A 26,271-nucleotide genomic window follows, 5' to 3' on the forward strand; every position below is an offset into this window, starting at 1 on the left:
TTGACTTTGCTCTTACTATTAAAATAAGAATTGTCATTATCCTTGTCTTGAATGCTATTTTTCTCTTCATAACCACTTTAAATAGTTATGAACTTTTTCCTTTTATCAACACGTCAAAGAACTCTTTTAAACTGGCTTTGCATTTTGAACTTCGTCAAAACTTGGTTCATGTACTCGCTTCGTTTATTGCGCTTGCTCGTTTAGCTAGCGATTGGGAGTGCAAAGATGCACGGTTTATTTATTTTGTGCAACTATTGGTGAATAAATTTTTTAATAATTTTTTAATTTATTCACCAATATGTTAGCAACTACCTGATAGCCAGAATGTAATTTTTTTGTTTTCCATTTCCGATTAATAAGTATTTATTTCGCAATAACGGAAAATCAATATTTGCTTGTGGATTATTCACTTTTACTTTATTCACACTAATCGCATTTCCCTGGATCGCTTTGCGTGCTTCTCCTTTGGAACTGCAGATTAAATGATTACATCCCACACTGATTAAATCGGTTAGATTTTGGCATTCTGCCAATGCCTCAGGACTTACTTGATAAATGGGTAATTGCTGGAATACACTTTCCGAGGCCGCCTCCAACTGCTCAATGGCATCTTTAGCAAATAAGATACCCGAAGCCTCGATCACTTCTTCACAGATATTTGTTCCATGAACGCGTGTTGTTACTTCTTGACCTAAAGCCTTTTGTAAAATGCGTAAATGAGGCGCCTCCGCATGCTGTGCCTCCATATTTTCTATTTCCGATTGGGTAAACAGCGTAAATACCCGTAATAACCTAGGGACATCCGCATCTGCCGTATTCAACCAAAATTGATAAAACTCATAAGGACTCGTTTTGGCAGGATCTAACCATACATTACCTGATTCCGATTTGCCAAACTTGGTGCCATCGGCTTTTGTTACCAAAGGTGTCGTAAGGGCAAAAGCACGATCTGCCTCATCTTCTCCGCTTCCTTCTTTCCGACGAATGATTTCTGTACCTGTGGTGATATTACCCCATTGATCAGAACCTCCCATTTGTAAACGAACATTCTTTGTTTTGTACAAATGGTAGAAGTCATAACCCTGTAAGAGTTGATAGGAAAATTCTGTAAATGATAAGCCCGTTTCCAATCGGTTTTTCACCGAATCTTTAGACATCATGTAATTCACCGTTAAAAACTTACCCGCTTCCCGTAAAAATCCTAAAAAACTAAATTCTTTGAACCAATCGTAATTATTGACTACCTCTGCCGAATTTGCTCCTCCATGAAAATCAAGAAACTTCTCCAATTGCTTTTGAATCCCAATTTGATTTTCACGCAAGGTATCTTCCGATAAAAACTCTCTTTCAGCATTCTTGCCTGAAGGGTCTCCAATCATACCCGTAGCTCCTCCCACCAAGGCAATGGGCTTATGGCCAGCTAATTGGAAATGTTTTAACAACATAATGGCGGCTAAATTCCCTATGTGCAAACTAGGTGCCGTAGGGTCAAAGCCAATGTAGGCTGTTGTCATTTCTTTCGCTAATTGCTCTTCTAAGCCGGGAATCATGTCGTGTAACATGCCTCTCCATCTCAATTCCTCGATAAAATTACCTTGCATTTTCTAGGGGTGTATTAAATAAAATGGTCGCAAAAATAAGCATATTTGCTTGAATTCGTCTACTGTTTGAATAACAAAGACGTATCTCCATAACTTAAAAAGCGATAGCCCTCTTGTAGCGCCTTGGTATATACATCTTTCCAATGCTCACCAATTAAGGCAGCTATCAATACCAATAGGGTCGATTTAGGTTGATGAAAATTGGTCATTAAGGCATCACAAAGGTGTAGGGTATAACCCGGCATAATCAGCAGTTCAGTTTCTGCTATCCATTGTTCCTGCTGATTTTCTTGTAAAAACTGGATTACTTTTTCCAAAGACTCGCTAACGCTGTAGGTTTTTTCTCTAGCTTGATAGGCAAATTCTTTCGGCAAAACAAAGCCTTCTTTCGGGATTTTTCCTCCTTCTATTAAATATACGCCTGACCAATACAAGCTCTCTAATGCTCTTAAAGCGGTAGTTCCTACGGGAACAATGGGTCCTTTATGTTTTAAAATGGCTTCCATCATGGGAATAGAAAAAATCAGCTGTTCCCGGTGCATGGGATGGTTGGCTACATTTTCCTCTTTGACAGGAAGAAAGGTGCCTGCTCCTACATGTAAGGTGATGAAAGTACTTTGATGTCCTTTGCTAGGAATTTGATCCAATAATTCCTGCGTAAAATGAAGGCTGGCCGTGGGTGCAGCCACTGCGCCTAATTCTTTGGAAAAAATGGTTTGATATCTTTCCTGATCTTCTTGATCTAAATCTCTTCCTAAATAGGGTGGGAGGGGAATTTGACCTAAAGCATTCAATATTTCTGCAAATAAATGGGCGCTATTCCACGTTATTCTCACCCAATTTTGATCGCGGTCAATCCATTCTAAGGCCAAATGGATTTCTTCTCCCTCTATTTGAATGCTTTGTTTTAGGCTTTCACCTGCTTTCCAACGTTTTTTATTTCCAATCAAGCATTCCCATTCTACCTGGTGCTTGGATTCCATGGTTAGTTGGGTTGCTACTTGAGAAGCCAAGGGCTTTAATAAAAATAGCTCAATGGTGGCTCCCGTTGACTTTTTGAGATGGATTCTAGCTGGTATAACCCGTGTATTATTAAAAACAAGTAAACTATTTGTCGGTAATAAATCTAGAATTTGGTAAAAATGATGGTGGGTGATTTGGCCATTTCTAGAAACCAATAAACGTGAAGCATCTCTGGCTGGACTAGGATGTAAGGCAATGCGTGCTTCAGGTAAGTGGTAATCAAATGCCTGAATGGATAAAGGGGCTATGGCAAGCTTCATTATTCTTCCAAATAATCCGAATATGACATTAAACGAAGAGGGAAATAGGCAATCCAAATAAACAAGATGATGATTCCTGCTAATGGATAATATGAAAAGTCTTGATTGTATGTTCTTTCGTCATTCAATAATAACAAGGCTCTTAATACCAAAATCATAAAGGTATTGACCAAAGCAGGTAGCATGTGTAGCCAATTAACCAAGGTTTCTTTGATCTTGCTACCTCCTTTTTTCTTGAAGGTTGAAAATAAGCTAGTGAATTGATTATCAGGTATTTTCTGAATATTCTTAATCAATAATAAGGCTAACATATTAATCAAGGTCATGATTCCTGCCGTTAGGTAGAAAATTTCTTCTTTGGGTAGAAATCCATCTCCACGACCCGTTTCACCAAAATGCACCGCCGTAGGGTCAGGCAGTCCACGGTAAATAAATAGGAGAGAAACGCCAAATCCAATGATGGAAATAATGCGCCATACTCGAGAAAAGAAATGATCGATCGACATACGTTGATTAAAATGTCCACAAAATTAGGTCTGAAAATCTAACTGACCTAATCTTTGTATTCTTTACATTAGGAAAATGATAATTATACCTCATTCTTGTAATTCAAGCTTGAAAAAAGTAGATTTGTACCTTATATAAAATAGCCATGGCAATCTACACGAAATACGGAGATAAGGGTTTCACTCGTCTTGCTGATGGCATTGGCATACCGAAATCAAATTTAAGAATTGATGCCATAGGTGATATTGATGAGTTGAACTCCTATTTGGGTTTATTGAATACCAAGCTTTCTGACAAGTTGAATGCCAAAGTTTTGGGAATTCAAACTAGTTTGTTTGTACTAGGCGCACATGTGGCTAGTGATTCATCCGATTTTTTAGGAAACATGAAACTCATTGAGCTTCATGATATTGTGGCATTGGAAGGATTAATAGATGAAATGGATGAAGTATTAACCCCCATGCGAGTCTTTATTCTGCCCGGTGGTCATGAGACAATTGCCTTGGCGCAAGTTTGCCGCACTGTTTGCCGCCGTGCAGAACGCAGCCTTATTAGATGGGTTCAAGCGGAAGAAAAAGAAGAAGCTTTTCAAATATCCATCGCTTATTTAAATAGATTATCGGATTATTTATTCATGATGTGCCGCTATCTACATCATTCCTTGGGAATCCCTGAGATTCCATGGAACTCTGGCAGGTAGCCTTTACGATTTAATATGATGCAAATAGAAATAAAACCCATAGCCCAATCTCGAATCAATGAGGTTGATTTTGATCACTTAGTTTTTGGTCGCAGTTTTGCTGACCACATGTTAGTAGCGGATTATGCGGATGGAGCTTGGCAACAAGTAAGTATTCAGCCTTATGGTCCCCTAAGCTACCAGCCAGCCATGATGTCCTTGCATTATGGACAAGCCATTTTTGAAGGAATGAAGGCCTATCGTTCCAAACAAGATGAAATCTTGGTTTTTCGTCCAGAAGAAAATTTCAAACGTTTCAATAAATCGGCTGTGCGTATGTGCATGCCAGAGGTCCCAGAAGAGATTTTCATGGGTGGTTTGAGGCAATTATTACAATTGGATAAAGCTTGGGTTCCAGCCAAGGAAGGTTGTTCATTATACATTCGTCCTTTCATGTTTTCAACGGATGAATATGTAGGCGTGTCTCCTTCGAATACCTATAAGTTTATCATTTTCCTTTGTCCGGTGGGTTCCTATTATGCCAAGCCTTTGCGCGTTCGTGTGGAAACACAATACATTCGTGCGGCTAAAGGTGGCGTAGGTTTCTCCAAGAATGCAGGAAATTATGGAGGTTCTTTGTTCCCTACTCAAGAAGCTAACAAAGCAGGATATGATCAGATTATTTGGACCGATGCAGCAACACATCAATATGTAGAAGAAGCGGGTACAATGAATTTGATGTTCGTGGTGAATGGGGCTCTAGTAACCGCTCCTACGGGGGATACCATTTTAGATGGCGTTACTAGAAAGTCAGTCTTACAAATCGCCAAAGACTGGGGAATGAAAGTGGAAGAAAGACCGCTTTCGGTTAAGGAATTAATCGAAGGAATACAATCAGGTGCCGTAACAGAAGCTTTTGGAGCCGGTACTGCCGCAGTGATTGCTCCTATCCAGGTGATTGCTTTTGAAGGTAAGGACTATGAATTGCCAGCTAGAAAAGAGAGCGATTTCTCATCTAAAGTATTTCATGAAATCAACCACATTCGTTTAGGTGAGGTAGCAGACACTCGCCATTGGGTTTGGAAAGTCTAATTTATTTTAGAAAATACTACTTGAATACCCGGGTCTTTGGATGTACCAACATCTTCCAAAATGACCTGGGTATTTTCATTTTTCCAAACAATCTTTTTGGCATTTCCTCGCCCATTTCCGTAAATGCTTCCTAGGTATTCTTTGAAATTGGCAGTTAAGTCCAAGACCTCATCTTGCTCTTCCAAAAAGATATTTAATATGATGCCTTTTACTCGGTTGTTTTCATCGGGTAAATAAGTGATATCTACAAAGTTTAAATCCGTATCATCGAAGAATTGGGTATACGATTTTCCTAGGCTCGGTTGGGTTTCAGATAATTCCACTTTTTCTGCAATGGTCGACATATCTTGGCCCCAAGATACATTTCTAATGATTCCTTCTGATCCCAAGGTAATTCGCTGCAGTAGGGGAGTACTCGCGTCCCAAGCTTTTTGCTTAGCTTGTTTTTTGGAGTCCACATTTTCCTGATTGGCTTCCTGTTTATCGCTGGTAGTTTGACATGCATATGTAATTATCAAGAAACTGATAATGAAGGAAGATGCAAGAATGTTTCGTATTAGGCTTATTTTAGGGTTCATTTGCTTGTTAATCAACAAAGTGATGTTATCGAATAGCTAAATTTAAAAAATTTCAAATTTGATATATTCTGTTTTTAGAAAAATAGTGTTATTTTTGTTCAGCGATTTTTACGTTTGATGTTTCAAACTAACAATATTTAAGATTATTAGTGGTTAGGTATTTTAAAAAGGAGCCGGTCTTTGACTGGCTTTTTTTTTAGAATTCACGTCCCAATCCCACCACAAAGCCATATTTTCCTCCATTATTAAACGGTAAAGCCATCTTCAAAACGAAGTTGTAATAGGTCACGATATCGAGTCCTACGCCATAACCGTATAACCATTTATTGGCATAAACACTTTTTGTTTCTTCCCGATTCTCTTGATTCACATAAGCCAAATCAAAGAATGCTGTCGGAAAAATGGACAATGGCATCTGATTGAATTGCTTGTAGGGAATAAAGGATAATGGGATAATTTGTTTATACAGTTGGTATTTCAAGGTGTTTTTGGACAAGAAATAATCTGTCCCATCCACTACCTTTAATTCAAAGCCGCGCACCACTTCATTCCGATACCCCAGGCCTCTTTGGTTGGCATAAGGGACCGTCGCTCCTTCTTGCGTGATTTTTCCCTTAAATTGACTACTGAAATAAAACTTTTTACCCAAATCGAAATAATAGGAAAGTCCAGCATTAAATTCCCAAAAATTTATTTCATCTTGGGCTAATACGCCATATTTCTGAAAACTGATATCAATTTTTTTGCCCACCAAAGGATACACCACGAAATCCCTGAAATCATAGGAGAAGGTATAGCCCAATTGCATGAAATTTTGCTCATTGGATTTACCTTGAAAATAGCGGGGATTTAATTGGGTGATGGTGTCAGAAACTAGATTATGGCTATACTTGATTTCTAATGTCTGGAAATCATAGAACCGAAAACGCTTTCTAAAGCTTATCCCACCACTCCATTTTTCTCTTAAAATATTGTCAGAACCTAAAAAAACTAAGGTGTCAGCTTGGGTTTTATAAGCGATGTTTTTACTCGTTAAATAGTCCAAATTAAAGCCAATTCCCAAGGTCTTTTTACGGTCCACGTAGGGGTTATTGTAGGAAAATTCTACACGTTGCGAAAAGCCAGTTTCAGCTTTTAGCATCAATCTTTCTGCCCTTCCCCTAAAATTGGTATGCAATAAATGTATTCCATAAACCGCTCTATCAAATGGATGACCTCTTGCCCACCACTCGTTTAAATTACGGTCGGCTAATTGGAAAACGGGATATGCTAGAAAATACCACTGTTCTAGCATGTCAAAATTGATGATTAATTTGCCTTGGCTGCTTAGGTGGTACTCAGAACGAACCCAAATAAACAAATTGGTATTCATGAGTTTTCGTCTGCTGAATTCCAATTTTTGGTCAATTTCATTTAAATCCAGCTGGTCGCCTTCCTTAAAATCTAATTCCCTTCGTAGTATACTTCTTTTGCTCCGCTCATTACCTTTGAAATGTATGCTATCAACCGTTACCATTTGCCCCCAAGCAAGGTTCGACAAACCTAGTCCAAGGAAAATGAAAACACTGAAAATGAAAACATTAGGCGGTAAAAAACGTCTCATGCCTCTAAATTAGTCAAAAGCACAGCTATTATTTTACCCCTGGATGAATTATTCAAAAAGGATGCTTGCCGGATGCTGGTTCCAAGCTTCCATTTTATCTTGGAATTTTTTCTCAATGGCTTGTCTTCGAATTTTTAAAGTAGGGGTGATGCAGTTGTTTTCGATGGTCCAATCCTCTTTCAAAACAACCATTTTAGATAAATGTTCGTAATTTTTAAAATGAGGTTTTATGCTTGTTTTTATACCATCTAAGGCCATTTCAATCGCCGTTTTGTCGGCCTTCTTGCCTTCTGAATTTAAAATAATTAAGGCGATGGGTTGCGGTAAATTGGTGCCAACCACGCAAGCTTGCTCAATCCATTCATGAGACAAAATCATATTTTCAATGGGTGCTGGTGCCACATATTGCCCCTTACTCGTCTTGAAATTATCTTTCACTCGACCAATAATGGAAATAAATCCTTCGGAATCCAATTCGGCCATGTCGCCTGTTTTTAGCCAAGGGCCATCAAATAGTTCTTGGCTTAAGGTGGGTTCTTTATAATATCCGGTGGTGTTATAGGGTGCCTTCATGAGTAGCTCATGCGTCTCTGGGTCTAATTTGACTTCACAGGTAGGCCATGGTTTTCCAACAGTCCCTAATCGAATTTGATCTCGAGGCATTAAGGAATTGAAACCCATGTTTTCGGTCATTCCATAGGCTTCCTGGATGCGTATTCCTAACTTTTGAAACCATATCAATAGTTCCGTAGGCATGGGAGCCGCCCCAGTCACATTCATTTTGGTTTGATCTAAACCTAAACCGGATTTGATTTTCTTTTGAATGAGCTGTCGAATAATGGGTATGGATAACAATATATCCAAGCGTTTTTGTCCCCCGATTTTCTGTAAAATCCCCTCCCGGAATTTTGCCCAAATGCGTGGAACGGCTAAAAAGTGGGTCGGCCGACAAGCCGCTAGGTTTTCTTTAAAACTATCTAGGGTTTCCACAAAATAGATTGTACCTCCAGAGGCCGTGGCGGCAAATTCCACAAAATTCCGCTCGGCGATATGACACAAGGGTAGGTAAGAGATAAATCGATTATTGGGTTCTTGCAAAAAGGCCGCTTCCTTGGCAAGATTGATGGCTTGCATGATTCCCTTATGCTTGAGCATGACACCTTTGGGAGAGCCTGTTGTACCCGAAGTATAAACGATGGTGCACAATTCATCTCCATCAGCCTGATACATGGCATCCAAGGGTTTTGTTTGAGCTTCTATACTGGTCCAATGTGATTCTGACAAAGGGCTCTGATGTTCTGGTGTGAATATCAAAGTGATGTGCGATGGTATTCCTGCTCGAATACTTTCCCATTGATCTAATTTTCCAATAAAAAGAATTTGGCAGTCGGAATGCACCAAAACTTGGTTTAACTGCTCAGCGCTTAGCGTGGGGTAAAATGGAACAGAAACGCCTCCAGCAGCCGAAATAGCTAAATCTGCCATGATCCAATGAGCACAGTTTTTGGATAATATTCCAATGTGCTTCGGACGATTGGGGTCTAATTTTTGTTGCAGGTAATGGGCAATTTTACTGATTTGTAAAGCCACTTCTCCATAGGTGTAATCTAGGTAATTGGGTCCTACAGGCTGTTTTAGATAAACGGCTTCAGGCTGATGTTCTGCCCAATAAAGAAAATTCTCTAGGTTGCTGTGGTAGTGGTCAATCATGGATTGGCTTTATTTCTAAGGTTAGTCCTTAAAAATAAAACTTAATTCTTTTATTTCATAGGCTTGTTCACCCCCAGGTTTTTCCATGATTAAAAGGCCTTGCGCGTTGACTCTTAGAATTTTACCAACAAAATCATGTTGGTTGTCTTGGTATGGGTGCCACTCTTGGAATCTAAATAGTTTTTGGTGGTAGCTTTCATCTAGCAAATAAAACTTTTGCGCTAAAAAATGTAAATATTCTTGTTCAATTCCAGCGGAAATATGCTTGTAGATGTCGTGCAAGTCGAAGGATTGGGGCGATTTCATCCAAGATTTTAGGGAGCACGCTCGTAAATCTGCGAAATTAGTTTGGTTGATGTTGAGGCCAATTCCTACAATGGCAAAGGTCCATTGGCCAGATTGGAAATTGTTTTCAATCAAAATGCCGCCTAATTTTCTTCCATCCAAATAGATATCGTTGGGCCATTTGATGCTTAAGGGTAATTTTTCACCATAATTTTCGACAGCCCAGGTTTGAATGCCATGCACAATGCCAATGGCCACCGCTTTACTCAGGTAAAATTGGTTTTCCATCAAGGAATGTGGTGGCTTAAGCAGGTAGGATAGTAATAAATTTTGATCTGGCTCGGCATGCCAAGTATTTCCTCTTTGGCCTCTTCCTGCACTTTGATGTCCGGCTACCCAAGCAAAACCTTCGGGAAGGTTCCCTTCCAAAGACTCCTGAAATGCCATGGAATTGGTAGAGGGGCAGCTGGGAATGTATTTCGCCAATTTGCCTACGAACCGGGTTGTTGCGTGGTAATTGTTCAAATTTATTTGTAATTTTAAGCTTGGTAGAACAAATTTAAATCTTTAATCGTTAAGAAAGTTCTCTATAAACATTTAGATCAAAACAATATATGCGTAAAAGTTCCATTAAGTCCCCCAAAGAAGATATCTCGGAAGAAATTGTGAATTGGGTAGTCAAGGGGATGCAAGAAAAGAAGGCACAGGAAATCATGGTATTGGACTTACGCGGTGTACAAAATGCATTCACGGATTTCTTTGTGATTTGTTCTGGTACTTCTGATACCCAAATTGATGCGATTGCTGATTCGGTCGACAAAGAAATTTGGGAGGCGGGTAAATTACATGCACATTCCATTGAAGGAAAAGCAAATCGTGAGTGGATATTGATGGATTATTACGATGTCATTGTGCATGTATTTTTGAAAGAAAAACGCTCCTTTTTCAAGTTGGAAGAACTTTGGGGAGATGCTAAATTCACCATCATTCCAGAATTATAATCTGGAAAATTCAGAAATTTTCCTAGAAAAGAAACTTATTCACTCCGCTACATTGTTACAAGCCCAAATAGATAACCAATGGCAAAACAAGTAAACAATTCAAAGAATACTAAGAGGTCAGGAATTCCTCCTCGATTACCTAAAAAACCGGTTGGAGGCATGCAAAGCTGGATGGTCATTGGTTTGATGATCGCCGTGGTAAGTATGTTCTTTTTTACCAAACAGCGTACCCTTCAAGAAATTTCTCAGAAGCAGTTTGAGTCGATGTTGATTCAAAAAGAAGTGGAAGGTGTGACGATTGTGAATGATAAATTGGTGGAGGTGAATCTAAAGCCCAATTTCGTTGCCAAGTATTTTAAAAACTCTCCTCAAGGGCTTATTTCAGTGAAACAAGGCCCACATTTTGAATTTCAAATTATTTCAAAAGAAGGTTTTGAGCGTTTTTTAGAAGATAGACAAAAGGCTTTTCCGCGCAATGAGCAGATCATGGCGAAGCCAGAAACTCGTACGGGACCTTTGGATTGGTTGGGTACTTGGGGCTTCTTTATTCTAATGGGCCTAAGTTTTTATTTCCTTTTCTTCCGCATGGGCGGAGGTGGTGGTGCCGGTGGACAAATCTTCAATATTGGTCGTAGTAAGGCTACGCTGATCGAAGGGGAGTCGAAAGTACGGGTTACCTTCAATGATGTAGCTGGTTTGGATGAGGCGAAGGAAGAGATACAGGAGATTGTGGAGTTTTTAAAATTCCCAAAGAAATTTACAGACTTAGGTGGTAAAATACCCAAGGGTGCTTTGTTAGTAGGCCCTCCAGGTACAGGTAAAACCTTATTGGCGAAAGCCGTGGCGGGTGAGGCCGGTGTTCCATTTTTCTCTCTTTCAGGTTCTGATTTTGTGGAAATGTTTGTGGGTGTAGGTGCTGCCCGTGTGCGTGATTTATTCAAGCAGGCCAAAGAAAAAGCGCCTTGTATCATCTTTATTGATGAGATTGATGCGGTTGGCCGTTCACGTGGACGTGGTTCTATGCCTGGAGCCAACGATGAACGTGAAAACACTTTAAACTCTCTTTTGGTGGAGATGGACGGTTTTGCCACGGATTCAGGAATTATCATCATGGCGGCTACAAACCGTCCAGATGTTTTGGATTCTGCCTTATTGCGTCCGGGTCGTTTTGACCGTACCATTAGCATTGATAAACCCGATATCATTGGTCGTGAAGCTATTTTTAAAGTGCATATTAAGCCCCTTAAATTGGCGAATGGCGTAGATGTAAAGGAATTAGCCGCACAAACACCTGGATTTGCCGGAGCGGAAATTGCCAACGTATGTAATGAAGCAGCCTTAATTGCTGCTAGAAGAAATAAAGTAGCGGTGGAAATGACTGATTTCCAGGAAGCTATGGACCGTGTGATTGGTGGATTGGAAAAGAAAAACAAATTGATTTCCCCTGAGGAGAAAAATATTGTTGCTCACCATGAGGCAGGTCATGCCATTGCAGGTTGGTTTTTAGAACATGCCAATCCCTTGGTAAAAGTGTCCATTGTACCTCGTGGAGTGGCGGCATTGGGTTATGCTCAATACTTACCTAAAGAGCAGTTCCTTTATCGTACTGAACAATTGATGGATGAGATGTGTGTTACCCTAGGGGGACGTGCTGCTGAGGAAATCATTTTTGGAAAGGTTTCTACGGGGGCTCAAAATGACTTGGAGCGTATTACCAAGTTGGCTTATTCCATGGTGACCGTCTATGGTATGAATGATAAATTGGGTAACATCTCCTATTATGATTCCAAAGGAACAGAATACCAATTCAATAAGCCATATTCGGAGACTACAGCGCGTGAAATCGATGAAGAGGTGCGTAAGATTATAGCTGAAGCTTACAAGAGAACCTTAGCTTTACTGCGTTCAAAAAAGGATAAGCTGATTATTTTAGCGGAACAATTGTTGAAAAAAGAAGTCTTATTCCAAAGTGATTTAGAAGCTTTGGTGGGGCCTCGTCCGTTTGAGCAATTAACTTCTTATCAGGAGTATATCAAAGGCGAAACAGAAAAGAAGCGCAAGGAAGCCAAGGATGAACGAGATTTAGCTGAAAAAGCAGAATCGGCACCTCAGGCAGCAGAAGTTAAGAAAACGATTAGAAAGCCAAGAGCGAAAGCGGAAAAAAAGGAAGAGATACCAACTTCCGATGACGCTTCCAGCGAATCGGCCGTTTAACTAATTTTGGGGTGGCTTGGCCACCCCTTTTTTTATGAAACATATTCAAGTAGCTGCTGGTAAAAAAGTCTATTTCGCCTCTGATTTTCATTTGGGTTTTCCGAATGAAAAAGAAAGCCGAGCGCGAGAAGCTTATTTATTGGATTGGCTAAATCGAATCAAACAAGATGCCCAAGCTGTGTTTTTATTGGGTGATTTGTTTGATTTTTGGTTTGAATACCGCAAAGCTGTTCCCAAAGGCTTTGTTCGATTTTTAGGTAAACTCGCCGATTTATCTGATGCGGGTATTGAACTTCATATTTTTGTGGGTAATCATGATTTGTGGATGTATGATTATTTGCAAGATGAACTATCGGCCAAGATTTATCGACAACCTGAGCGCTTTCATTTAGCATTTAGCGACGCTTCAGTAAAATCGATATTCATAGGGCATGGTGATGGATTGGGGCCGGGAGATTACGGATATAAGGCATTGAAACAGGTATTCACGAATAAATTGGCTCAGTTTTTATTTCGTTGGTTGCATCCAGATTTGGGGATTCGTTTAGCCCATGCTTGGTCAAATACGCGAAAAACCCAGGCGATAAGCCAAGGAGAAGTGCCCTTTCATCCGGAGACGGATTATATTCTTCAATATGTTCAAGAGCAATATCAAAAAGACCTAAGTCAACAACAAGTTTCATCCGCGTATATTTTTGGCCATCGGCATCATCCGATTGCCTGGGAACTAGGAAGTGATGCTACTTATTATAACTTAGGGGATTGGTTTAGTCCAGCATTATGTAATGCTTACTTTTTACGTATTGACGCTCATGAAAATTCTTTCCAAAAGTATTCAGCTTCGTAGTTTATTTTCCAGCATTTTGCTGCTCATTTCTTTGACTATTTTAGGTCAAAGTCCAACCGAACAATGGCGCCCTTCCATTCATTTTTCTCCTAAAATGAATTGGACAAATGACCCTAATGGTTTGATATTTTTCAAAGGTTACTATCACCTGTTTTTTCAACATAACCCGAAAGGGAATGATTGGGGAAATATGAGTTGGGGACATGCCCGAAGTAAGGATATGCTACATTGGGAAGAACTGCCTATCGCTATTCCCCATGGAGATGAATATATTTTTTCAGGTTGTGTGGTTTGGGATAAAGAGCATGTTTCTGGCTTAGGAGACCCTAATAAGGACCTATTGGTGGCCATTTATACGGCCGATTACCCCAATAAAAAGCAGGAGCAACATTTAGCTTATTCCAATGATGAGGGTTTAACTTGGAAGAAATATGCAAAAAATCCCATTTTAGATATACAACTCTTGAATTTTCGGGATCCCAATATCATTTGGCATCAAGCTTCCAAGCAATTTGTTATGTCAGTTGCGAAGCCTTTAGAGCGATCAGTGCAGTTTTACGGATCCAAGAATTTATTGAATTGGGAACTGTTGAGTGAATTCAGTAATCAAGGGGAATTGGACATGATTTGGGAATGCCCATCTTTGGTGGAATTACCCATTGTAGGTAAAGAACAAGAAAGCAAATGGGTCTTATTTAATTCTTCTCAAGGTGTACAAAAGGGTTTTGTGGGGATGCAATATTTTGTGGGAGAATTTAATGGTAAGACCTTCATCAATGAAAATCCAAGGGAGACTAAATTGTACGTAGATTTTGGCAAAGATTTTTATGCAGCTATTCCCTTTTATCAAACTGCTACCAAGGATGTATTATGGTTAGGTTGGGCATTAAGTTGGCAATATGCCAAAGAACAACCCACTTATCCCTGGAAGGGCCAAATGTCCTCGCTTAGGAAATTAAGCTTAATTGACACGCAAGAAGGCTTACGATTAAAACAGGAATTTCAACCTGATTTTAATTTAGTAGAACCAAGTTTTCAAGCCAAAGACCTGTCTATTTCAAAGCCTAAAATCTTAAGTGGAATAAAACTTTTGCAAGGGAAATCTTACCTAATTGATTTGGAAGTGGAAGAAAGTAGGGGAGATCGATGGGGCTTAAGGTGGCAATCTTTGGATAATCCACAGGAATACACCTTGCTTGTTTTTGATGAAATTAAAAAACAATGGAGTATTGATCGTTCCCATTCTGGAAAAATATTGAGTCCTGGATTTTTCAAAGTAGATGCGGCTAATTTGGTGGAGGGCAAGCCTAAACACTTGAAAGTCTTGGTGGATCATTCCATGTTAGAGCTTTTGGCACAAGATGGAACCGTGGCGATTTCCTCCCTTCGATTTCCGCTATCTAGTAAGGAAAATCTGGCCATCTTCTCTGAGAATGGTAAATTAGACTTAAAACAAATTACAATTTGGGAGGTCAAATAAGGACAATTAGCCCATATTAATTTTGTATCTTCGTTTAATTTAACAATTCAAACCCAACAAAATCCCATGTCTCAATTTGCTAATCGTGTGGAGGTCATGTCTGAACTTGCCAAAAATATGGACGCTTATGTCCAAGAGTATTTGAATCCAATTGAATCCAATTGGCAGCCTTCTGATATGTTACCTGATTCTACGAAAGAAAACTTTTTGAGTGAAGTTAAATTACTTCAGGAAGCGGCACAGGAGTTACCCTATGATTATTGGGCAGTATTGATTGGAGATACCATTACCGAGGAAGCTTTGCCTACGTATGAGTCTTGGTTAATGGCAATGGATTCGGTGAATCAGGTAGAGGATCAAGGACAAGGATGGGTTCAGTGGATTCGTAGCTGGACAGCCGAAGAAAACCGCCATGGAAATTTATTAAGTACTTATTTATACCTTTCTGGTAAAGTAGACATGCGGGCTATGGCTGTTTCTACCCAGTATTTAATTTCAGATGGTTTTGATATTGGTACATCCTCTGATCCTTATCGAAATTTCGTTTATACCTCTTTTCAAGAGATGGCAACCAATATTTCTCACCGTAGAACAGCCTCTTTAGCCAAGCAGCATGGTAATCCTCAATTGTCTCGTATGTGTGCTCAAATTGCTGCGGATGAACTACGTCATGCCAAGGCGTATCGTCGATTTGTAACGGAAATCTTTAAGTTAGATCCTTCAGAAATGATGTTGGCTTTTGCAGACATGATGAAAAAGAAGATCGTTATGCCGGCACATTTTTTACGGGAGATTAATGGACAGAAAAGTTCATTATTTGAGCATTTTTCAGATGCCGCTCAGCGCATAGGTGTTTATACAACCCAAGACTATGTGACTATTATGCAAGGTCTGATTGAAGATTGGAATGTGGAGAAAATCACAGGCTTAAATGATGCCGCAGAAAAGGCGAGAGATTATGTAGCCGCTTTGCCAGCTCGTTTAGAGCGCTTAGCTGACCGCATCAAAATACCTGAATTAGCTTATCCATTTACTTGGATTGCTTAATTAATTCAAAAAAATATGTCGAAGAAGTTATCCATGGACGAGCTCAATCGGCTCGATGTTCCAGCCTTTAAAGCATTGGAAAAATTCCCTTATGTGCTTGTCATGGATGATATTCGAAGCATGAATAATATAGGTTCTGCCTTCAGGACAGCCGATGCTTTTTGTTGTGAGAAAATTTACCTTTGCGGTATCAGTGCTCAGCCACCACATAGGGAGATTACGAAGACGGCCTTGGGAGCCGATGAATCGGTGGATTGGGAGTATTGCGCCACAGCTTCCGATTGTATTTCGAGATTACAATCCCAAGGGTATAAGATTATATCAGTGGAGCAGGTGGCATCTTCACAATCTCTTCAAGAATTTGTACCAGAAAAAGGGGCTAAATATGCCTTTGTGTTTGGAAATGAAGTTTTCGGAGTGCAGGATGAATGGATTTCTGCTAGTGAAATCTGTTTAGAGATTCCTCAATTTGGCACCAAACATTCCCTGAATGTATCCGTCAGCCTAGGAATTGTGGTTTGGGATTTTGTCTCAAAAACACAGTTTAAATAAGATTCATTCTTATTTATCTTTTTGTTGAAAAACTTAACACAAATAAATTTTTATTACTGTAATTCTTTTCTAGATTTAGGCCTTTAGTAATTAAAATATATGAGCAAAGCTGATAAATCATTAATGGAACAACTAGCCTTATCTATTTTGCCTAAATTAAATGGCTTAAATGATAAGAATGCTAAGAAAATGGTCAATACTGCCGATAAGGCTATAGCCATCATTGTTAAGAAATTTCAAAAATTGAAGGACCAACAGGTGAAAGCCTTGGCGGTACTGAAGGAAAAGGAAGCCAAAAAAGCCAAGAAACAAATTGAAAAGGAGGCAAAAAAGAAAGAGAAAATAGCTAAAAAAGCTGCTAAAGACAAACAAATTGCCTTATTGACTCGTGGTAATAAAGTAATCAGTATTGAAACAGCAGCTCCTGTTTCGAGTACTTCCAAAAAAGCACCAGTTAAATCTAAGGTAGCTGCTGCTCCAGCTAAAAAGAAAAGAACTGTGGTAGCGAAATAAAGCTATCTCATTTATCCCGATAATTTTGCGTTCATCCGTTTTTTCAAAAATGGGATGAACGCATTTTTTATTTTAGTTGAAATTTAACATACCCTAACATGATATTATCTATTCAAGACGTTGTAAAACGTTATTCCAGCCATGTGGCCTTAGACCAGGTAAGTCTTGAGATACCCAAAGGCAAAATCTTTGGATTATTAGGACCCAACGGTGCAGGAAAAACGTCATTGATTCGCATCATCACGCAAATTACAGCTCCTGACGAAGGACAAATTCTCTTTGATGGAGAAAAGTTGTCCTCCAAGCATGTGGAACAAATCGGTTATCTTCCCGAGGAACGAGGTTTGTACAAGAAGATGAAAGTAGGAGAGCAGTTGATTTATTTGGCGCAATTAAAAGGACTTTCCCGACAAGAGTCCATTGCTCGATTGAAGGATTGGTTTATTCGTTTGGACATAAAAGATTGGTGGGATAAGCAGGTAGATGATTTATCAAAAGGAATGCAGCAGAAGACTCAGTTTATTTCTACGGTGGTGCATGAACCCAAATTATTGATTCTAGATGAGCCATTCTCGGGTTTTGACCCCATCAATGCCAACCTATTGAAGGATGAGATTTTGGCATTAAAAGAACGTGGTACCAGTATTTTGTTTTCTACTCACCGGATGGAATCGGTGGAAGAACTATGCGATTCCATTGCCTTGATTAATCACTCCAAAGTGGTTTTAAGAGGTGAAAAAAATGAAGTTAGGAATAGATTTAAGGCACATCAGTTTGAGGTCTTGTTTGAGGGAGATTTAACACAAGATTTTACCGGTGTGGACCTGGTGAGTTTAGAAATGTCAGGGGATGCAAATTCCAAGAAAGGTATTTTTAAGTTACAAGAAGGTACAAGTCCTAATCAACTTTTGGGCCAATTGATCCATCAGGTTCAGGTTCAAAAATTCCAAGAATTGATTCCTTCCTTCAATGATATTTTTATCCAAGTAGTTAAAGAAACCAATTAATCGCAACAACATGAACAAGATATTATTAGTAATAAAAAGGGAGTATTTGACTCGAGTGAGCAAGAAATCCTTTTGGATAGCATCTCTAGTGGCACCATTGTTATTAACGGCTATTTATGCCGTTCCCATCTGGTTGGCAACACGTGATAAAGAAGTAAAGCAGGTCGCCATTTGGGATGGAAGTGGATTATTTGAGCAAAAGGATTTAGCTGATAAAGAGATTGCTTTTAAGTTATTAAAAGGGGAAGTCAATCAAATTAAGAAATCCTTTGATAAACAAGGATTTGATGCATTTGCAGCTATTCCGACAGATATTTTAAAGAATCCAGAAGGTCTTAAAATTTACTCTGAAAAGAATTTAAGCTTGTCATTGAAGAATGATATCGAACGCATGGTGCAGAATAAAGTAAGGGAGATTTTACTTCGAAATGCGGGTATTTCCACGGTAAAATACAAAGAAACCCAAGTGGATATTTCCAGTGATACCATAACTGTTTCCAAGCAAGGAGAGGAGACTACCTCCAGTTCTGGAGGTGCGATGATTTTGGCGGCTTTCCTAGGGTTTTTGCTCTATTTGACCTTATTACTTTATGGCTCTCAAGTCATGAATGGCGTTATTGAAGAGAAAAGTAATAGAATTATTGAAGTAATTATTTCATCCATTAAGCCCTATCAACTCATGTTGGGTAAGATATTGGGTGTAGGTCTGGTGGGATTAACCCAGTTTTTACTTTGGATTGTATTGACCATAGGCTTGTCTACGGCTACGAGTAAACTGTATAATGCCCCATCAAGAATGGCAACGGTTGCAAATACCACAAATTCAGAAGAGTTAAAGAAAAGTGTTGCCAAAGCAGAATCTAGTTCCCAGCCAATGGCAGAAGTAAATAAGTTGATTGAAAGCACCAATATTCCCCTGCTTTTAGGCTCATTCTTCTTTTATTTTCTGTTTGGTTATTTGTTATACAGCTCTTTATTTGCAGCTATTGGTTCGGCGGTAGAAAGCGCATCAGAAGCCCAGCAATTCACCTTCCCGGTGATGATTCCAATTATTTTAGCCTTTATTTTGGCACAATTTACTATGCAAGATCCAGATAGTAATGTGGCATTTTGGGCCTCGATTATACCATTTACCTCACCAATCAATATGATGGTTCGTTTGCCCTATGGAGTACCCGCATGGGAGATCGTGCTTTCTATGGTGCTATTGGTCGCAGGTTTCTTAGCATGCAGTTGGTTATCTTCTCGAATATATCGGGTAGGAATATTGATGTATGGTAAGAAAATGACTTGGAAAGAAATCAGTAAATGGGTGTTTTATAAGGCTTAATGAATTAAATCGAAGTAAACTCATTAATACATATTTGACTCAGTGGTTAAAAAGAGCTTTGGTATACCTTAGCTCTTTTTTGTTATTCAAGAATTGGATATTTATCCAACGGCATACCTTTTAATAAATGATTAATGCATTTGAATAGCATTTTTGCTTGAAAAAATGATTTAATATGCTTTTGTGTATTAGAACACTTGCTAAATTTCTTAAAGTATCCTATCTTTTGTTTGTAAATGCCTGTATTTGAGCAAGATAGATTATTTATTTTGTTAGTTGATTTCTGCAGGTGCTTTCCGGGAATGCTGAAAACCGTTTCGAGTAGGCGCAATATGTTCTATAATAATTAATCATGGCAACTTACCTTATTGAAAGAGAAATTCCTGGAGCAGGAAATCTCACCAACGATCAATTAAAATCAATTTCGCAAACCTCCTGCAGTGTTCTGAAAGAATTAGGTCCTGATATCCAATGGCTTCAAAGTTATGTGACAGGGGATAAAATTTATTGTGTATACAAGGCTCCTAATCCTGAAATGATCATGGAACATGCGCGTCTAGGTGGTTTTCCTGCCAATTTGGTGAGTGAAGTATTTACCATCATAGACCCTGCTACCGCCGATTAGTTTCGTCAAATTTGCCTTAATGATACCAGGGCTTGAAAGGGTGCTTGGTATCATTTTATTGATCAATTCCGTGGATTTATGCCTAATTACTGCGTAATTTGAGCCAACATTTCGCTCAAAAACCATTATTATTCCTTGGAAAACTATTTCACCATTTTAATTGATTTCATCGGAACCTTTGCTTTTGCTGTCAGTGGAATACGATTGGCATCAGGAAAGCAAATTGATTGGTTTGGAGCCTATATCATAGGCTTAGTTACGGCGATTGGAGGTGGAACGGTACGAGATTTACTGTTGGGTATTCGGCCCTTTTGGATGTTAGATAGTCGATATTTCTTGATTACAGCCCTGGCTTTCATTGCCATGCTTTTATTGAAAGATCAATTGGTTAAGTGGTGGAATACCCTATTTTTATTTGATGCGATAGGTTTAGGTTTAGTCACTATCGTTGGAATTAGTAAGTCGATCGACGCCCAATTGCCATTTTGGGTTTGTATCGTCATGGGAACCATCACAGGTTCTGTGGGAGGTTTATTGAGGGATGTATTGTTAAACGAAGTCCCTCTTTTATTACGTAAAGATATTTACGCTTTGGCATGTGTTGCAGGAGGATTGGTCTATTTTACTTGCCAATACTTCGAGCTTTCGGTCCCTTTAACTGAAATGGTGGCCGCATCGGTAGTCATTACGGTAAGGATTTTAGCCTTTCGCTTGCATTTGCATTTACCTGTTTTACCTTCTATACAATCCCAAAAGGGGAAATAAATGTTTTGACTATTAGGCTTTTTTAAGCTTCTAAGTTCAACCAGGCCGCCAGTTTTATCTCATCAAAACCAGCTATGATTTTTTGGCCATCTACTATAATAGGTCTTTTGATGGCAGAGGTTTTTTGTTGCAGAAATTCAAAAAGGGCATCAGGGTTTTCTAGATTTTTTTTGGTGGTATCATCCAATTGCTTGTAGGTACTTCCATTTTTATTCAATACCGTAGCAGGGCCCAGTTTTTCTAAAAAGAGCATCAAGGTTTCTGGGCTGATTCCTTTCTTTTTGTAATCATGAAATTCATAAGGAACACCTTGGTTTTTTAAATATTCAAAGGCCTTTTTCATGGTATTGCAAGCGGGAATTCCGTAAATGGTGATCATAATAGCTATTTATTTTAAAAAGGTGTGCGACTTGTTTGATTTGGTGGTATTTTTGTTTTTTCCTTACAAATTTAACACAAAGCTACCTTATGGAGTATAGAATAGAAAAAGATACTATGGGTCAGGTGAAAGTGCCTGCACACGTGTATTGGGGTGCACAAACCCAGCGTTCCATTGAGAATTTTCCCATTGCTCAAGACATTAATAAAATGCCTAAAGAGATTATTCGTGCCTTTGCCTACTTGAAAAAAGCAGCAGCCATCACGAATTTTGAAGCTGGTGTTTTGGATGGGACAAAAAAAGACTTAATTGCCCAAGTATGTGATGAAATTTTGGCGGGTCAATGGGCAGATCAATTCCCATTGGTGGTATGGCAGACAGGTTCAGGTACGCAATCTAATATGAATTGCAATGAGGTTATTGCCTACCGTGCCCATGTGTTACAAGGTGGAAATTTGATGGATGAGAAGAAGGTGGTTCATCCCAATGATGACGTGAATAAATCCCAGTCATCGAATGATACCTTCCCGACGGCCATGCACATTGCAGCCTATCAAATTTTGATGGAAACAACCATTCCAGGCATTACTAAATTACGTGATACTTTGGCTGCTAAAGCTAAAGCATTTAAGGATGTGGTGAAGATTGGTCGTACGCACTTCATGGATGCTACTCCATTGACCTTAGGTCAGGAGTTTTCAGGCTATGTTTCCCAATTAAACCACGGTTTAAAGGCCATTCAAAATACTTTAGACCACCTGAGCGAATTAGCCCTAGGTGGTACCGCGGTAGGAACAGGTATCAATACACCGGCAGGTTATTCAGAAAATGTTGCCAAACACATTGCTACACTAACAGGATTGCCATTTAGAACGGCTGAAAATAAGTTTGAGGCCTTAGCTGCTCATGATGCAATTGTAGAAGCTCACGGAGCCTTAAAGACCGTTGCTGTTAGTTTAATGAAAATTGGTAACGATGTGCGTATGTTATCCTCTGGTCCGCGTTCAGGGATTGGTGAGATTTATATTCCAGATAATGAACCAGGTTCATCCATCATGCCGGGTAAAGTAAATCCTACGCAGTGTGAGGCAATGACCATGGTGGCCGCACAAGTTTTAGGTAATGATGTAGCTATTAATATCGGGGGAGCTTCCGGTCATTTTGAACTCAATGTATTTAAGCCAGTCATGATTTATAATTTCTTGCACTCGGCTCGATTGATAGGAGATGTATGTGTGGCTTTCAATGATAAGTGTGCCGTGGGTATCGAACCATTGAAAGAGAACATTCAAAAGCACGTAAATAATTCCTTGATGCTTGTTACTGCATTGAATACGAAGATTGGTTATTACAAAGCCGCTGAAATTGCCCAAACGGCCCATAAAAATGGCTCTACCTTAAAGGAAACAGCGATTTCCCTAGGTTATTTAAGTGCTGAGGAGTTTGATGAGTGGGTTCGCCCTGAGAATATGGTAGGAGAAATTAATCTGTAATTAGCTCTTAAATACGCGATTCTCAGCGATTTATATGAAAAATGCCCCATACGCGAAGTATGGGGCATTTTTTTTATGCTTTAAGCCATTTCTCGTAGTTCAATGCTGTAAAAAGGATTAACAAAGGGAAAACTTGCGGCAATTCGCTGAGCTTCTTCCCAGTCGGATAAAATCAAGGTCACTATCTGTGAAATTTCTCCGCCGTCAATTTGATTGATCCATTTGGATTCCAATGTTCCGCTTGCCGACAAGTGCAATTGTTGGCCTGAAAATTTCTGATACAACATGTCTTCATAGGTGGATTTTAATCCTTTCAGCCACGTTCTAATTTGCTCCAATTCCTCCTCTTTGGCTAGGGAATTTTCTCCTGAAATTCCGGCTACTGGCCCCCGAATGATGATGACAAATCGTTTCATTAAATTAGTATTATTCTAAGATTAAAATTCGCTTTGAAATTTTTCAAAGGGATTGCTTTCTGTTTTAATTTTTGGTTTTTGGATCCGCTCCTTAGGGCTTGATTTTACTTTCTCCACAGGAGTCCCTAGGAGGGTGGTTAACCAGTTTTGAATCATTTGTAAGGCTTCCTTTTCTAAGGAATAATATATGAATACTCCATTCCGACGAGTGCTCACTAATCCCGCCTCTTTCAAGACAGACAGGTGCCTAGAAATAGTAGGGGCAGCGTAGCTAAACTGTTCAAAAATGGTACTGGCAGGCAGCTCTCCATCTTTTAAAAGCTCTATAATCTTACGCCTTGATTCATCACCCAAAGCTTTGGCTATAGCCTCTACTTGCATCATAAAATTATCTATTTAGCTAATTTAGTACATTCCAAGTTATTATCCAAAATAGGCTTCTAATTAAGGTGTAGCTAGAATGTTTAGCTTACCAACTAATTAATTAGCGAAATAGATAATTATATTTACTTGTTTTGCTAATTAATTAGTAGAATCGATGATATTAATTAGTTTTAATGCTAAATAATGTTTTGAGTCTACAATGCTTGATTTTTGATTGGTGAAATCTTTATCAATTTTCATTTGGGCAGCATTGTTAAATCATAGCTATTTTTTTTTCTTTAATGAGCTTCTTTGGAACAAAAAAATACCCCAGAATTTTTTCTGAGGTATTGGTGTTCAAAGCTTGGCTTAGTACCCTATAAGTTTCGGATCTTTCTTTATTTTTTAATTTTTAACGTAGACTCTTTTTACCCGTTCACTGATGTTTGTCATTAACTCATAAGGAATCGTTTTCGCTTGATGTGCCAAATCGGTTAATTGTATTTTTCCGCCAAAGGCTATGGCTTCATCTCCTTCCTTTACCAGGGGTAAATGGCTAATATCTACCATGCACATATCCATGCAAATAGAGCCAACCGTTGGACATAAATATCCATTGATTTCGAATAATCCTTTGCCCATTCCTAGGCTTCTAGCATAGCCATCTGCATAGCCTAAGGCCAGCGTTGCAATGCGGCCATTCGACTTTAATTTTCCTTTTCTTCCGTAACCAATGGTTTCATTTTTCTTAATCTCTTTGATCTGTGATATGTAGGTTTTTAAGGTTAATACATTTTCCAAAGATTTCTTTTCAATTTTATTTTCCGAAATTCCGTACAAACTGATGCCTAAACGAACCATTTCATAGCGAGCCTGAGGGTAGTTTTTAATGGCCGCAGAATTAGCAATATGTCTTAAAGGGGTATAGCCCAGTGTTTGAATGATTTTTTGCGTCATTTTATCAAACAATTCGACTTGTTTTTCAGTGAATTTTTGATGTTTTTGTGACTCTGATGCCACTAAATGACTAAGTATACTAGCTACCCATACTTGAGGCATACTGGCTATTTTTTTCGTTAATTCTTTGCATTGATCTGGACTAAAGCCCAGTCGTTTCATGCCCGTATCTAATTTAAGATGAATTTTTATGCTTTTGTTATGGGCATGGCTATATTCATCGATAGCTTCTAACATGGTCATGGAATATACTTCCGGTTCAAGCGCGTAATTACTTAGACTATCTAGTTCACCGATTTGTGGATTCATGACCATAATAGGGCAGTATATTCCATTTTTTCGTAGTTGTACTCCTTCGTCCGTATATGCAACGGCTAAGTAATCAATGCCTTGTTGCTGCAATACTTGTGCTATTTCAATGGCACCCGCACCATAGGCAAAAGCCTTAACCATGACCATCAATTTAGTATCTGGTCCTATGGTTTCCTTAAAATAGGTCAGGTTGTTTTGTAGAGCATCTAAATTGACTTCTAGTTTCGTGCAATGCGTTTTAGTTTCGAGTAATTGGGTTATTTGCTCAAAGTTGAATTTTCTTGCTCCTTTTAATAGAATGACAGCATCACTAATTTGATGCAGAATTCCGCTAGTAATTAGGTCTTCTGTATTATAAAAAACCTCAATTTCTTGAAATGATTCTTGATACTTAATCAATTGATCGCCTACACCTATTAATTGATCAATTTTTTGAGATTGAAGTAAGGTAGCAATTTTGGGATATAGTTCCTGTGCCGGAATTCCAGCTTCGATGAAGTCACTGATGATCAGTACCCGCTTTTTATGTTCATATTTTTTGAGCAGCGGGAGGGCTAATTGTAAGCCATCCAGATCGTTATTATATGAATCGTCGATAATTTGATTATTCCTTAGTCCTTCTTTGATTTCTAAGCGCATGGAAATAGGGCGAATCCATTTGGTTCTAGCTTGGATTTCTTCTGCGCTTAGACCAGCCACATGTGCCATGATGAGGCAGTGGCACAGGTTTTCTAAATATGCTTCATCGGTCAACTCTGTTTTTACGTCTAAGAAAGCCTCACTTTGTGCCGGTTTTTTTATTCGAATATGTGTTTCCTTGGCCCCAATTTTCCAATAGACAAACAAGCAATTAGCTATATCTTCTGTACTCCAAGCAATGAGCTCTGCCTGAGGATTTATGGATTGCATTTCTGCCTTTATCGCATCATTTTCTTTGTTTTTGCATCGGTATACTAATTTTTCAACCCCTGAAAAAAGCTTAATCTTTTCCTGAAGTTTTTGATGTTCTGATTCAAAATTTTGCCCATGGGCTTCCCCAAAATGCGTGAATATCCCCCAAGTAGGTTGAATGATTTTTTCTATACGTTCCATTTCTCCCACTCGGGAAATACCTGCTTCAAAAATGGCTATCTGGTGTTGAGCTTTCAAACCCCAGACCGACAATGGAACGCCAATTTGGGAATTAAAACTTTTGGGACTCTTCACCACAGAAAATTTACTTTGTAACAAAGTAGCTAACCATTCTTTGCAAGTTGTTTTACCATTGGAACCCGTAATGCCAATAACCGGAATAGAAAAGCTCTTCCGATGAATACTGGCAATTTCCTGAAGGCAATTGATACTACTTTCGACTATCCAAAAATCAGCCTGTGTCCATTTTTTGGCTTTTTCAGCCAATAATCCAGACCAGGCATCACGTTCAACAATGAATTCTCGGATACCTAAATGGTATAAAGGTTCAATGTATTGATGTCCATCATGATGCACTCCTCTGACGGCAAAAAATGCCGTTTGTTGGGGTAAATATATCTGGCGGCTATCAAGACTTAAGATGCTTGATTTTAATTGGGTAGGTGAAGAAAAATGAATCATGTATGCAAGTCAAATTGACAATTAGCTAAAATACAAAAA

The 26,271-nt window shown here is 38.9% G+C and carries 26 protein-coding genes; 15 read left to right on the top strand and 11 right to left on the bottom strand.

Annotation, left to right across the window (positions count from 1 at the left end; translation table 11 throughout):
* Positions 1 to 305, top strand: a 305-nt coding sequence (locus SKC36_RS00005) for a hypothetical protein (RefSeq protein ID WP_459463823.1), incomplete at its 5' end; no start/stop codon positions are given.
* A 3-nt stretch (positions 306 to 308) separates the two neighbouring features.
* Here the strand turns inward: SKC36_RS00005 and tyrS are convergent.
* Genes tyrS through SKC36_RS00020 form a run of 3 tightly spaced genes read right to left on the bottom strand, consistent with a single transcriptional unit; the run spans position 309 to position 3,390 of the window.
* Entirely contained in the window at positions 309 to 1,601 is a 1,293-nt protein-coding gene (gene tyrS, locus SKC36_RS00010) for a tyrosine--tRNA ligase (protein WP_459463825.1), read from the bottom strand.
* Positions 1,602 to 1,660: 59 nt separating this feature from the next.
* A complete protein-coding gene (locus SKC36_RS00015; protein WP_459463827.1) occupies positions 1,661 to 2,884 on the bottom strand; it encodes an S-adenosylmethionine:tRNA ribosyltransferase-isomerase in 1,224 nt (407 codons plus the stop codon).
* The gene (locus tag SKC36_RS00020; RefSeq protein ID WP_459454773.1) at positions 2,884 to 3,390 is read right to left on the bottom strand and encodes a hypothetical protein; all 507 of its coding nucleotides are present in this window, start codon (positions 3,388 to 3,390) and stop codon (positions 2,884 to 2,886) included. Before SKC36_RS00020 ends, SKC36_RS00015 begins: the two co-directional genes overlap by 1 nt.
* A gap of 146 nt (positions 3,391 to 3,536) precedes the next feature.
* Here SKC36_RS00020 and SKC36_RS00025 point away from each other — a divergent pair, with 146 nt between their 5' ends.
* On the top strand, positions 3,537 to 4,091 hold the full coding sequence (locus SKC36_RS00025; protein ID WP_459454774.1) for a cob(I)yrinic acid a,c-diamide adenosyltransferase: 555 nt from the start codon (positions 3,537 to 3,539) through the stop codon (positions 4,089 to 4,091).
* A 15-nt stretch (positions 4,092 to 4,106) separates the two neighbouring features.
* The gene (locus SKC36_RS00030; protein WP_459454775.1) at positions 4,107 to 5,162 is read left to right on the top strand and encodes a branched-chain amino acid aminotransferase; all 1,056 of its coding nucleotides are present in this window, start codon (positions 4,107 to 4,109) and stop codon (positions 5,160 to 5,162) included.
* Here SKC36_RS00030 and SKC36_RS00035 read toward each other — a convergent pair.
* From SKC36_RS00035 to SKC36_RS00050, 4 genes are all read right to left on the bottom strand, one after another.
* Positions 5,159 to 5,680 (bottom strand): hypothetical protein, encoded by a 522-nt coding sequence (locus SKC36_RS00035; RefSeq protein WP_459463829.1) that lies wholly within the window; start codon positions 5,678 to 5,680, stop codon positions 5,159 to 5,161. The genes SKC36_RS00030 and SKC36_RS00035 overlap by 4 nt on opposite strands.
* Positions 5,681 to 5,936: 256 nt before the next feature.
* The gene (locus SKC36_RS00040) at positions 5,937 to 7,343 is read right to left on the bottom strand and encodes a BamA/TamA family outer membrane protein (protein ID WP_459463831.1); all 1,407 of its coding nucleotides are present in this window, start codon (positions 7,341 to 7,343) and stop codon (positions 5,937 to 5,939) included.
* Between the two features lie 48 nt (positions 7,344 to 7,391).
* Positions 7,392 to 9,053 carry an AMP-binding protein gene (locus tag SKC36_RS00045; protein WP_459454778.1) on the bottom strand — a complete coding sequence of 554 codons (1,662 nt, stop codon included), beginning with the start codon at positions 9,051 to 9,053 and terminating at the stop codon, positions 7,392 to 7,394.
* A 21-nt stretch (positions 9,054 to 9,074) separates the two neighbouring features.
* The gene (locus SKC36_RS00050; protein WP_459454779.1) at positions 9,075 to 9,863 is read right to left on the bottom strand and encodes a biotin--[acetyl-CoA-carboxylase] ligase; all 789 of its coding nucleotides are present in this window, start codon (positions 9,861 to 9,863) and stop codon (positions 9,075 to 9,077) included.
* Positions 9,864 to 9,952: 89 nt separating this feature from the next.
* On the opposite strand from SKC36_RS00050, the gene rsfS reads away from it, so the two are divergent.
* The 11 genes from rsfS (at position 9,953) to SKC36_RS00105 (ending at position 20,719) form a co-directional block, all read left to right on the top strand.
* Positions 9,953 to 10,339 (top strand): ribosome silencing factor, encoded by a 387-nt coding sequence (rsfS, locus tag SKC36_RS00055; RefSeq protein WP_223144308.1) that lies wholly within the window; start codon positions 9,953 to 9,955, stop codon positions 10,337 to 10,339.
* 78 nt (positions 10,340 to 10,417) lie between these two features.
* Complete coding sequence (gene ftsH / locus SKC36_RS00060) at positions 10,418 to 12,553, top strand: ATP-dependent zinc metalloprotease FtsH (protein WP_459463834.1); 2,136 nt, start codon at positions 10,418 to 10,420, stop codon at positions 12,551 to 12,553.
* 34 nt (positions 12,554 to 12,587) lie between these two features.
* Positions 12,588 to 13,400, top strand: coding sequence for a UDP-2,3-diacylglucosamine diphosphatase (locus tag SKC36_RS00065; protein WP_459463836.1), 813 nt, complete (start codon positions 12,588 to 12,590; stop codon positions 13,398 to 13,400).
* Entirely contained in the window at positions 13,366 to 14,880 is a 1,515-nt protein-coding gene (locus SKC36_RS00070) for a glycoside hydrolase family 32 protein (protein WP_459463838.1), read from the top strand. The genes SKC36_RS00065 and SKC36_RS00070 overlap by 35 nt, the downstream gene beginning before the upstream one ends.
* Positions 14,881 to 14,946: 66 nt before the next feature.
* On the top strand, positions 14,947 to 15,927 hold the full coding sequence (locus SKC36_RS00075) for an acyl-ACP desaturase (RefSeq protein ID WP_459454784.1): 981 nt from the start codon (positions 14,947 to 14,949) through the stop codon (positions 15,925 to 15,927).
* 15 nt (positions 15,928 to 15,942) lie between these two features.
* On the top strand, positions 15,943 to 16,479 hold the full coding sequence (locus SKC36_RS00080; protein WP_459463840.1) for a TrmH family RNA methyltransferase: 537 nt from the start codon (positions 15,943 to 15,945) through the stop codon (positions 16,477 to 16,479).
* 99 nt (positions 16,480 to 16,578) lie between these two features.
* Complete coding sequence (locus tag SKC36_RS00085; protein WP_459463842.1) at positions 16,579 to 16,992, top strand: hypothetical protein; 414 nt, start codon at positions 16,579 to 16,581, stop codon at positions 16,990 to 16,992.
* A 98-nt stretch (positions 16,993 to 17,090) separates the two neighbouring features.
* Positions 17,091 to 17,999, top strand: a complete 909-nt coding sequence (locus SKC36_RS00090) for an ABC transporter ATP-binding protein (RefSeq protein ID WP_459454787.1) — start codon at positions 17,091 to 17,093, stop codon at positions 17,997 to 17,999.
* 10 nt (positions 18,000 to 18,009) lie between these two features.
* On the top strand, positions 18,010 to 19,329 hold the full coding sequence (locus SKC36_RS00095; RefSeq protein WP_459463844.1) for an ABC transporter permease: 1,320 nt from the start codon (positions 18,010 to 18,012) through the stop codon (positions 19,327 to 19,329).
* 352 nt (positions 19,330 to 19,681) lie between these two features.
* Entirely contained in the window at positions 19,682 to 19,954 is a 273-nt protein-coding gene (locus SKC36_RS00100; protein ID WP_459463846.1) for a DUF4242 domain-containing protein, read from the top strand.
* 135 nt (positions 19,955 to 20,089) lie between these two features.
* Complete coding sequence (locus SKC36_RS00105) at positions 20,090 to 20,719, top strand: trimeric intracellular cation channel family protein (RefSeq protein ID WP_459463848.1); 630 nt, start codon at positions 20,090 to 20,092, stop codon at positions 20,717 to 20,719.
* 22 nt (positions 20,720 to 20,741) lie between these two features.
* Here the strand turns inward: SKC36_RS00105 and SKC36_RS00110 are convergent, their stop codons facing one another.
* Entirely contained in the window at positions 20,742 to 21,098 is a 357-nt protein-coding gene (locus SKC36_RS00110) for a Spx/MgsR family RNA polymerase-binding regulatory protein (protein WP_459463850.1), read from the bottom strand.
* Between the two features lie 89 nt (positions 21,099 to 21,187).
* On the opposite strand from SKC36_RS00110, the gene fumC reads away from it, so the two are divergent.
* On the top strand, positions 21,188 to 22,591 hold the full coding sequence (gene fumC / locus SKC36_RS00115; protein ID WP_459463852.1) for a class II fumarate hydratase: 1,404 nt from the start codon (positions 21,188 to 21,190) through the stop codon (positions 22,589 to 22,591).
* 80 nt (positions 22,592 to 22,671) lie between these two features.
* Here fumC and SKC36_RS00120 read toward each other — a convergent pair whose 3' ends face one another.
* From SKC36_RS00120 to SKC36_RS00130, 3 genes are all read right to left on the bottom strand, one after another.
* Positions 22,672 to 23,007, bottom strand: coding sequence for a hypothetical protein (locus SKC36_RS00120; protein ID WP_459454793.1), 336 nt, complete (start codon positions 23,005 to 23,007; stop codon positions 22,672 to 22,674).
* Positions 23,008 to 23,028: 21 nt separating this feature from the next.
* On the bottom strand, positions 23,029 to 23,391 hold the full coding sequence (locus SKC36_RS00125) for an ArsR/SmtB family transcription factor (RefSeq protein ID WP_459454794.1): 363 nt from the start codon (positions 23,389 to 23,391) through the stop codon (positions 23,029 to 23,031).
* 384 nt (positions 23,392 to 23,775) lie between these two features.
* Positions 23,776 to 26,232: a bifunctional UDP-N-acetylmuramoyl-tripeptide:D-alanyl-D-alanine ligase/alanine racemase gene (locus SKC36_RS00130; protein WP_459463854.1), complete on the bottom strand. Its 2,457-nt coding sequence runs from the start codon at positions 26,230 to 26,232 to the stop codon at positions 23,776 to 23,778.
* Positions 26,233 to 26,271: the final 39 nt, after the last annotated feature.

It is taken from the genome of Aquirufa sp. OSTEICH-129A (assembly GCF_054558355.1).

Excerpts from the sequence above, each read along its gene's own strand:
- tyrS (WP_459463825.1), bottom strand. The coding sequence starts at position 1,601 with ATGCAAGGTAATTTTATCGAGGAATTGAGATGGAGAGGCATGTTACAC.
- SKC36_RS00015 (WP_459463827.1), bottom strand. The coding sequence starts at position 2,884 with ATGAAGCTTGCCATAGCCCCTTTATCCATTCAGGCATTTGATTACCAC.
- SKC36_RS00020 (WP_459454773.1), bottom strand. The coding sequence starts at position 3,390 with ATGTCGATCGATCATTTCTTTTCTCGAGTATGGCGCATTATTTCCATC.
- SKC36_RS00025 (WP_459454774.1), top strand. The coding sequence starts at position 3,537 with ATGGCAATCTACACGAAATACGGAGATAAGGGTTTCACTCGTCTTGCT.
- SKC36_RS00030 (WP_459454775.1), top strand. The coding sequence starts at position 4,107 with ATGATGCAAATAGAAATAAAACCCATAGCCCAATCTCGAATCAATGAG.
- SKC36_RS00040 (WP_459463831.1), bottom strand. The coding sequence starts at position 7,343 with ATGAGACGTTTTTTACCGCCTAATGTTTTCATTTTCAGTGTTTTCATT.
- SKC36_RS00045 (WP_459454778.1), bottom strand. The coding sequence starts at position 9,053 with ATGATTGACCACTACCACAGCAACCTAGAGAATTTTCTTTATTGGGCA.
- rsfS (WP_223144308.1), top strand. The coding sequence starts at position 9,953 with ATGCGTAAAAGTTCCATTAAGTCCCCCAAAGAAGATATCTCGGAAGAA.
- ftsH (WP_459463834.1), top strand. The coding sequence starts at position 10,418 with ATGGCAAAACAAGTAAACAATTCAAAGAATACTAAGAGGTCAGGAATT.
- SKC36_RS00065 (WP_459463836.1), top strand. The coding sequence starts at position 12,588 with ATGAAACATATTCAAGTAGCTGCTGGTAAAAAAGTCTATTTCGCCTCT.
- SKC36_RS00070 (WP_459463838.1), top strand. The coding sequence starts at position 13,366 with ATGAAAATTCTTTCCAAAAGTATTCAGCTTCGTAGTTTATTTTCCAGC.
- SKC36_RS00075 (WP_459454784.1), top strand. The coding sequence starts at position 14,947 with ATGTCTCAATTTGCTAATCGTGTGGAGGTCATGTCTGAACTTGCCAAA.
- SKC36_RS00080 (WP_459463840.1), top strand. The coding sequence starts at position 15,943 with ATGTCGAAGAAGTTATCCATGGACGAGCTCAATCGGCTCGATGTTCCA.
- SKC36_RS00085 (WP_459463842.1), top strand. The coding sequence starts at position 16,579 with ATGAGCAAAGCTGATAAATCATTAATGGAACAACTAGCCTTATCTATT.
- SKC36_RS00090 (WP_459454787.1), top strand. The coding sequence starts at position 17,091 with ATGATATTATCTATTCAAGACGTTGTAAAACGTTATTCCAGCCATGTG.
- SKC36_RS00095 (WP_459463844.1), top strand. The coding sequence starts at position 18,010 with ATGAACAAGATATTATTAGTAATAAAAAGGGAGTATTTGACTCGAGTG.
- SKC36_RS00100 (WP_459463846.1), top strand. The coding sequence starts at position 19,682 with ATGGCAACTTACCTTATTGAAAGAGAAATTCCTGGAGCAGGAAATCTC.
- SKC36_RS00110 (WP_459463850.1), bottom strand. The coding sequence starts at position 21,098 with ATGATCACCATTTACGGAATTCCCGCTTGCAATACCATGAAAAAGGCC.
- fumC (WP_459463852.1), top strand. The coding sequence starts at position 21,188 with ATGGAGTATAGAATAGAAAAAGATACTATGGGTCAGGTGAAAGTGCCT.
- SKC36_RS00120 (WP_459454793.1), bottom strand. The coding sequence starts at position 23,007 with ATGAAACGATTTGTCATCATCATTCGGGGGCCAGTAGCCGGAATTTCA.
- SKC36_RS00125 (WP_459454794.1), bottom strand. The coding sequence starts at position 23,391 with ATGATGCAAGTAGAGGCTATAGCCAAAGCTTTGGGTGATGAATCAAGG.
- SKC36_RS00130 (WP_459463854.1), bottom strand. The coding sequence starts at position 26,232 with ATGATTCATTTTTCTTCACCTACCCAATTAAAATCAAGCATCTTAAGT.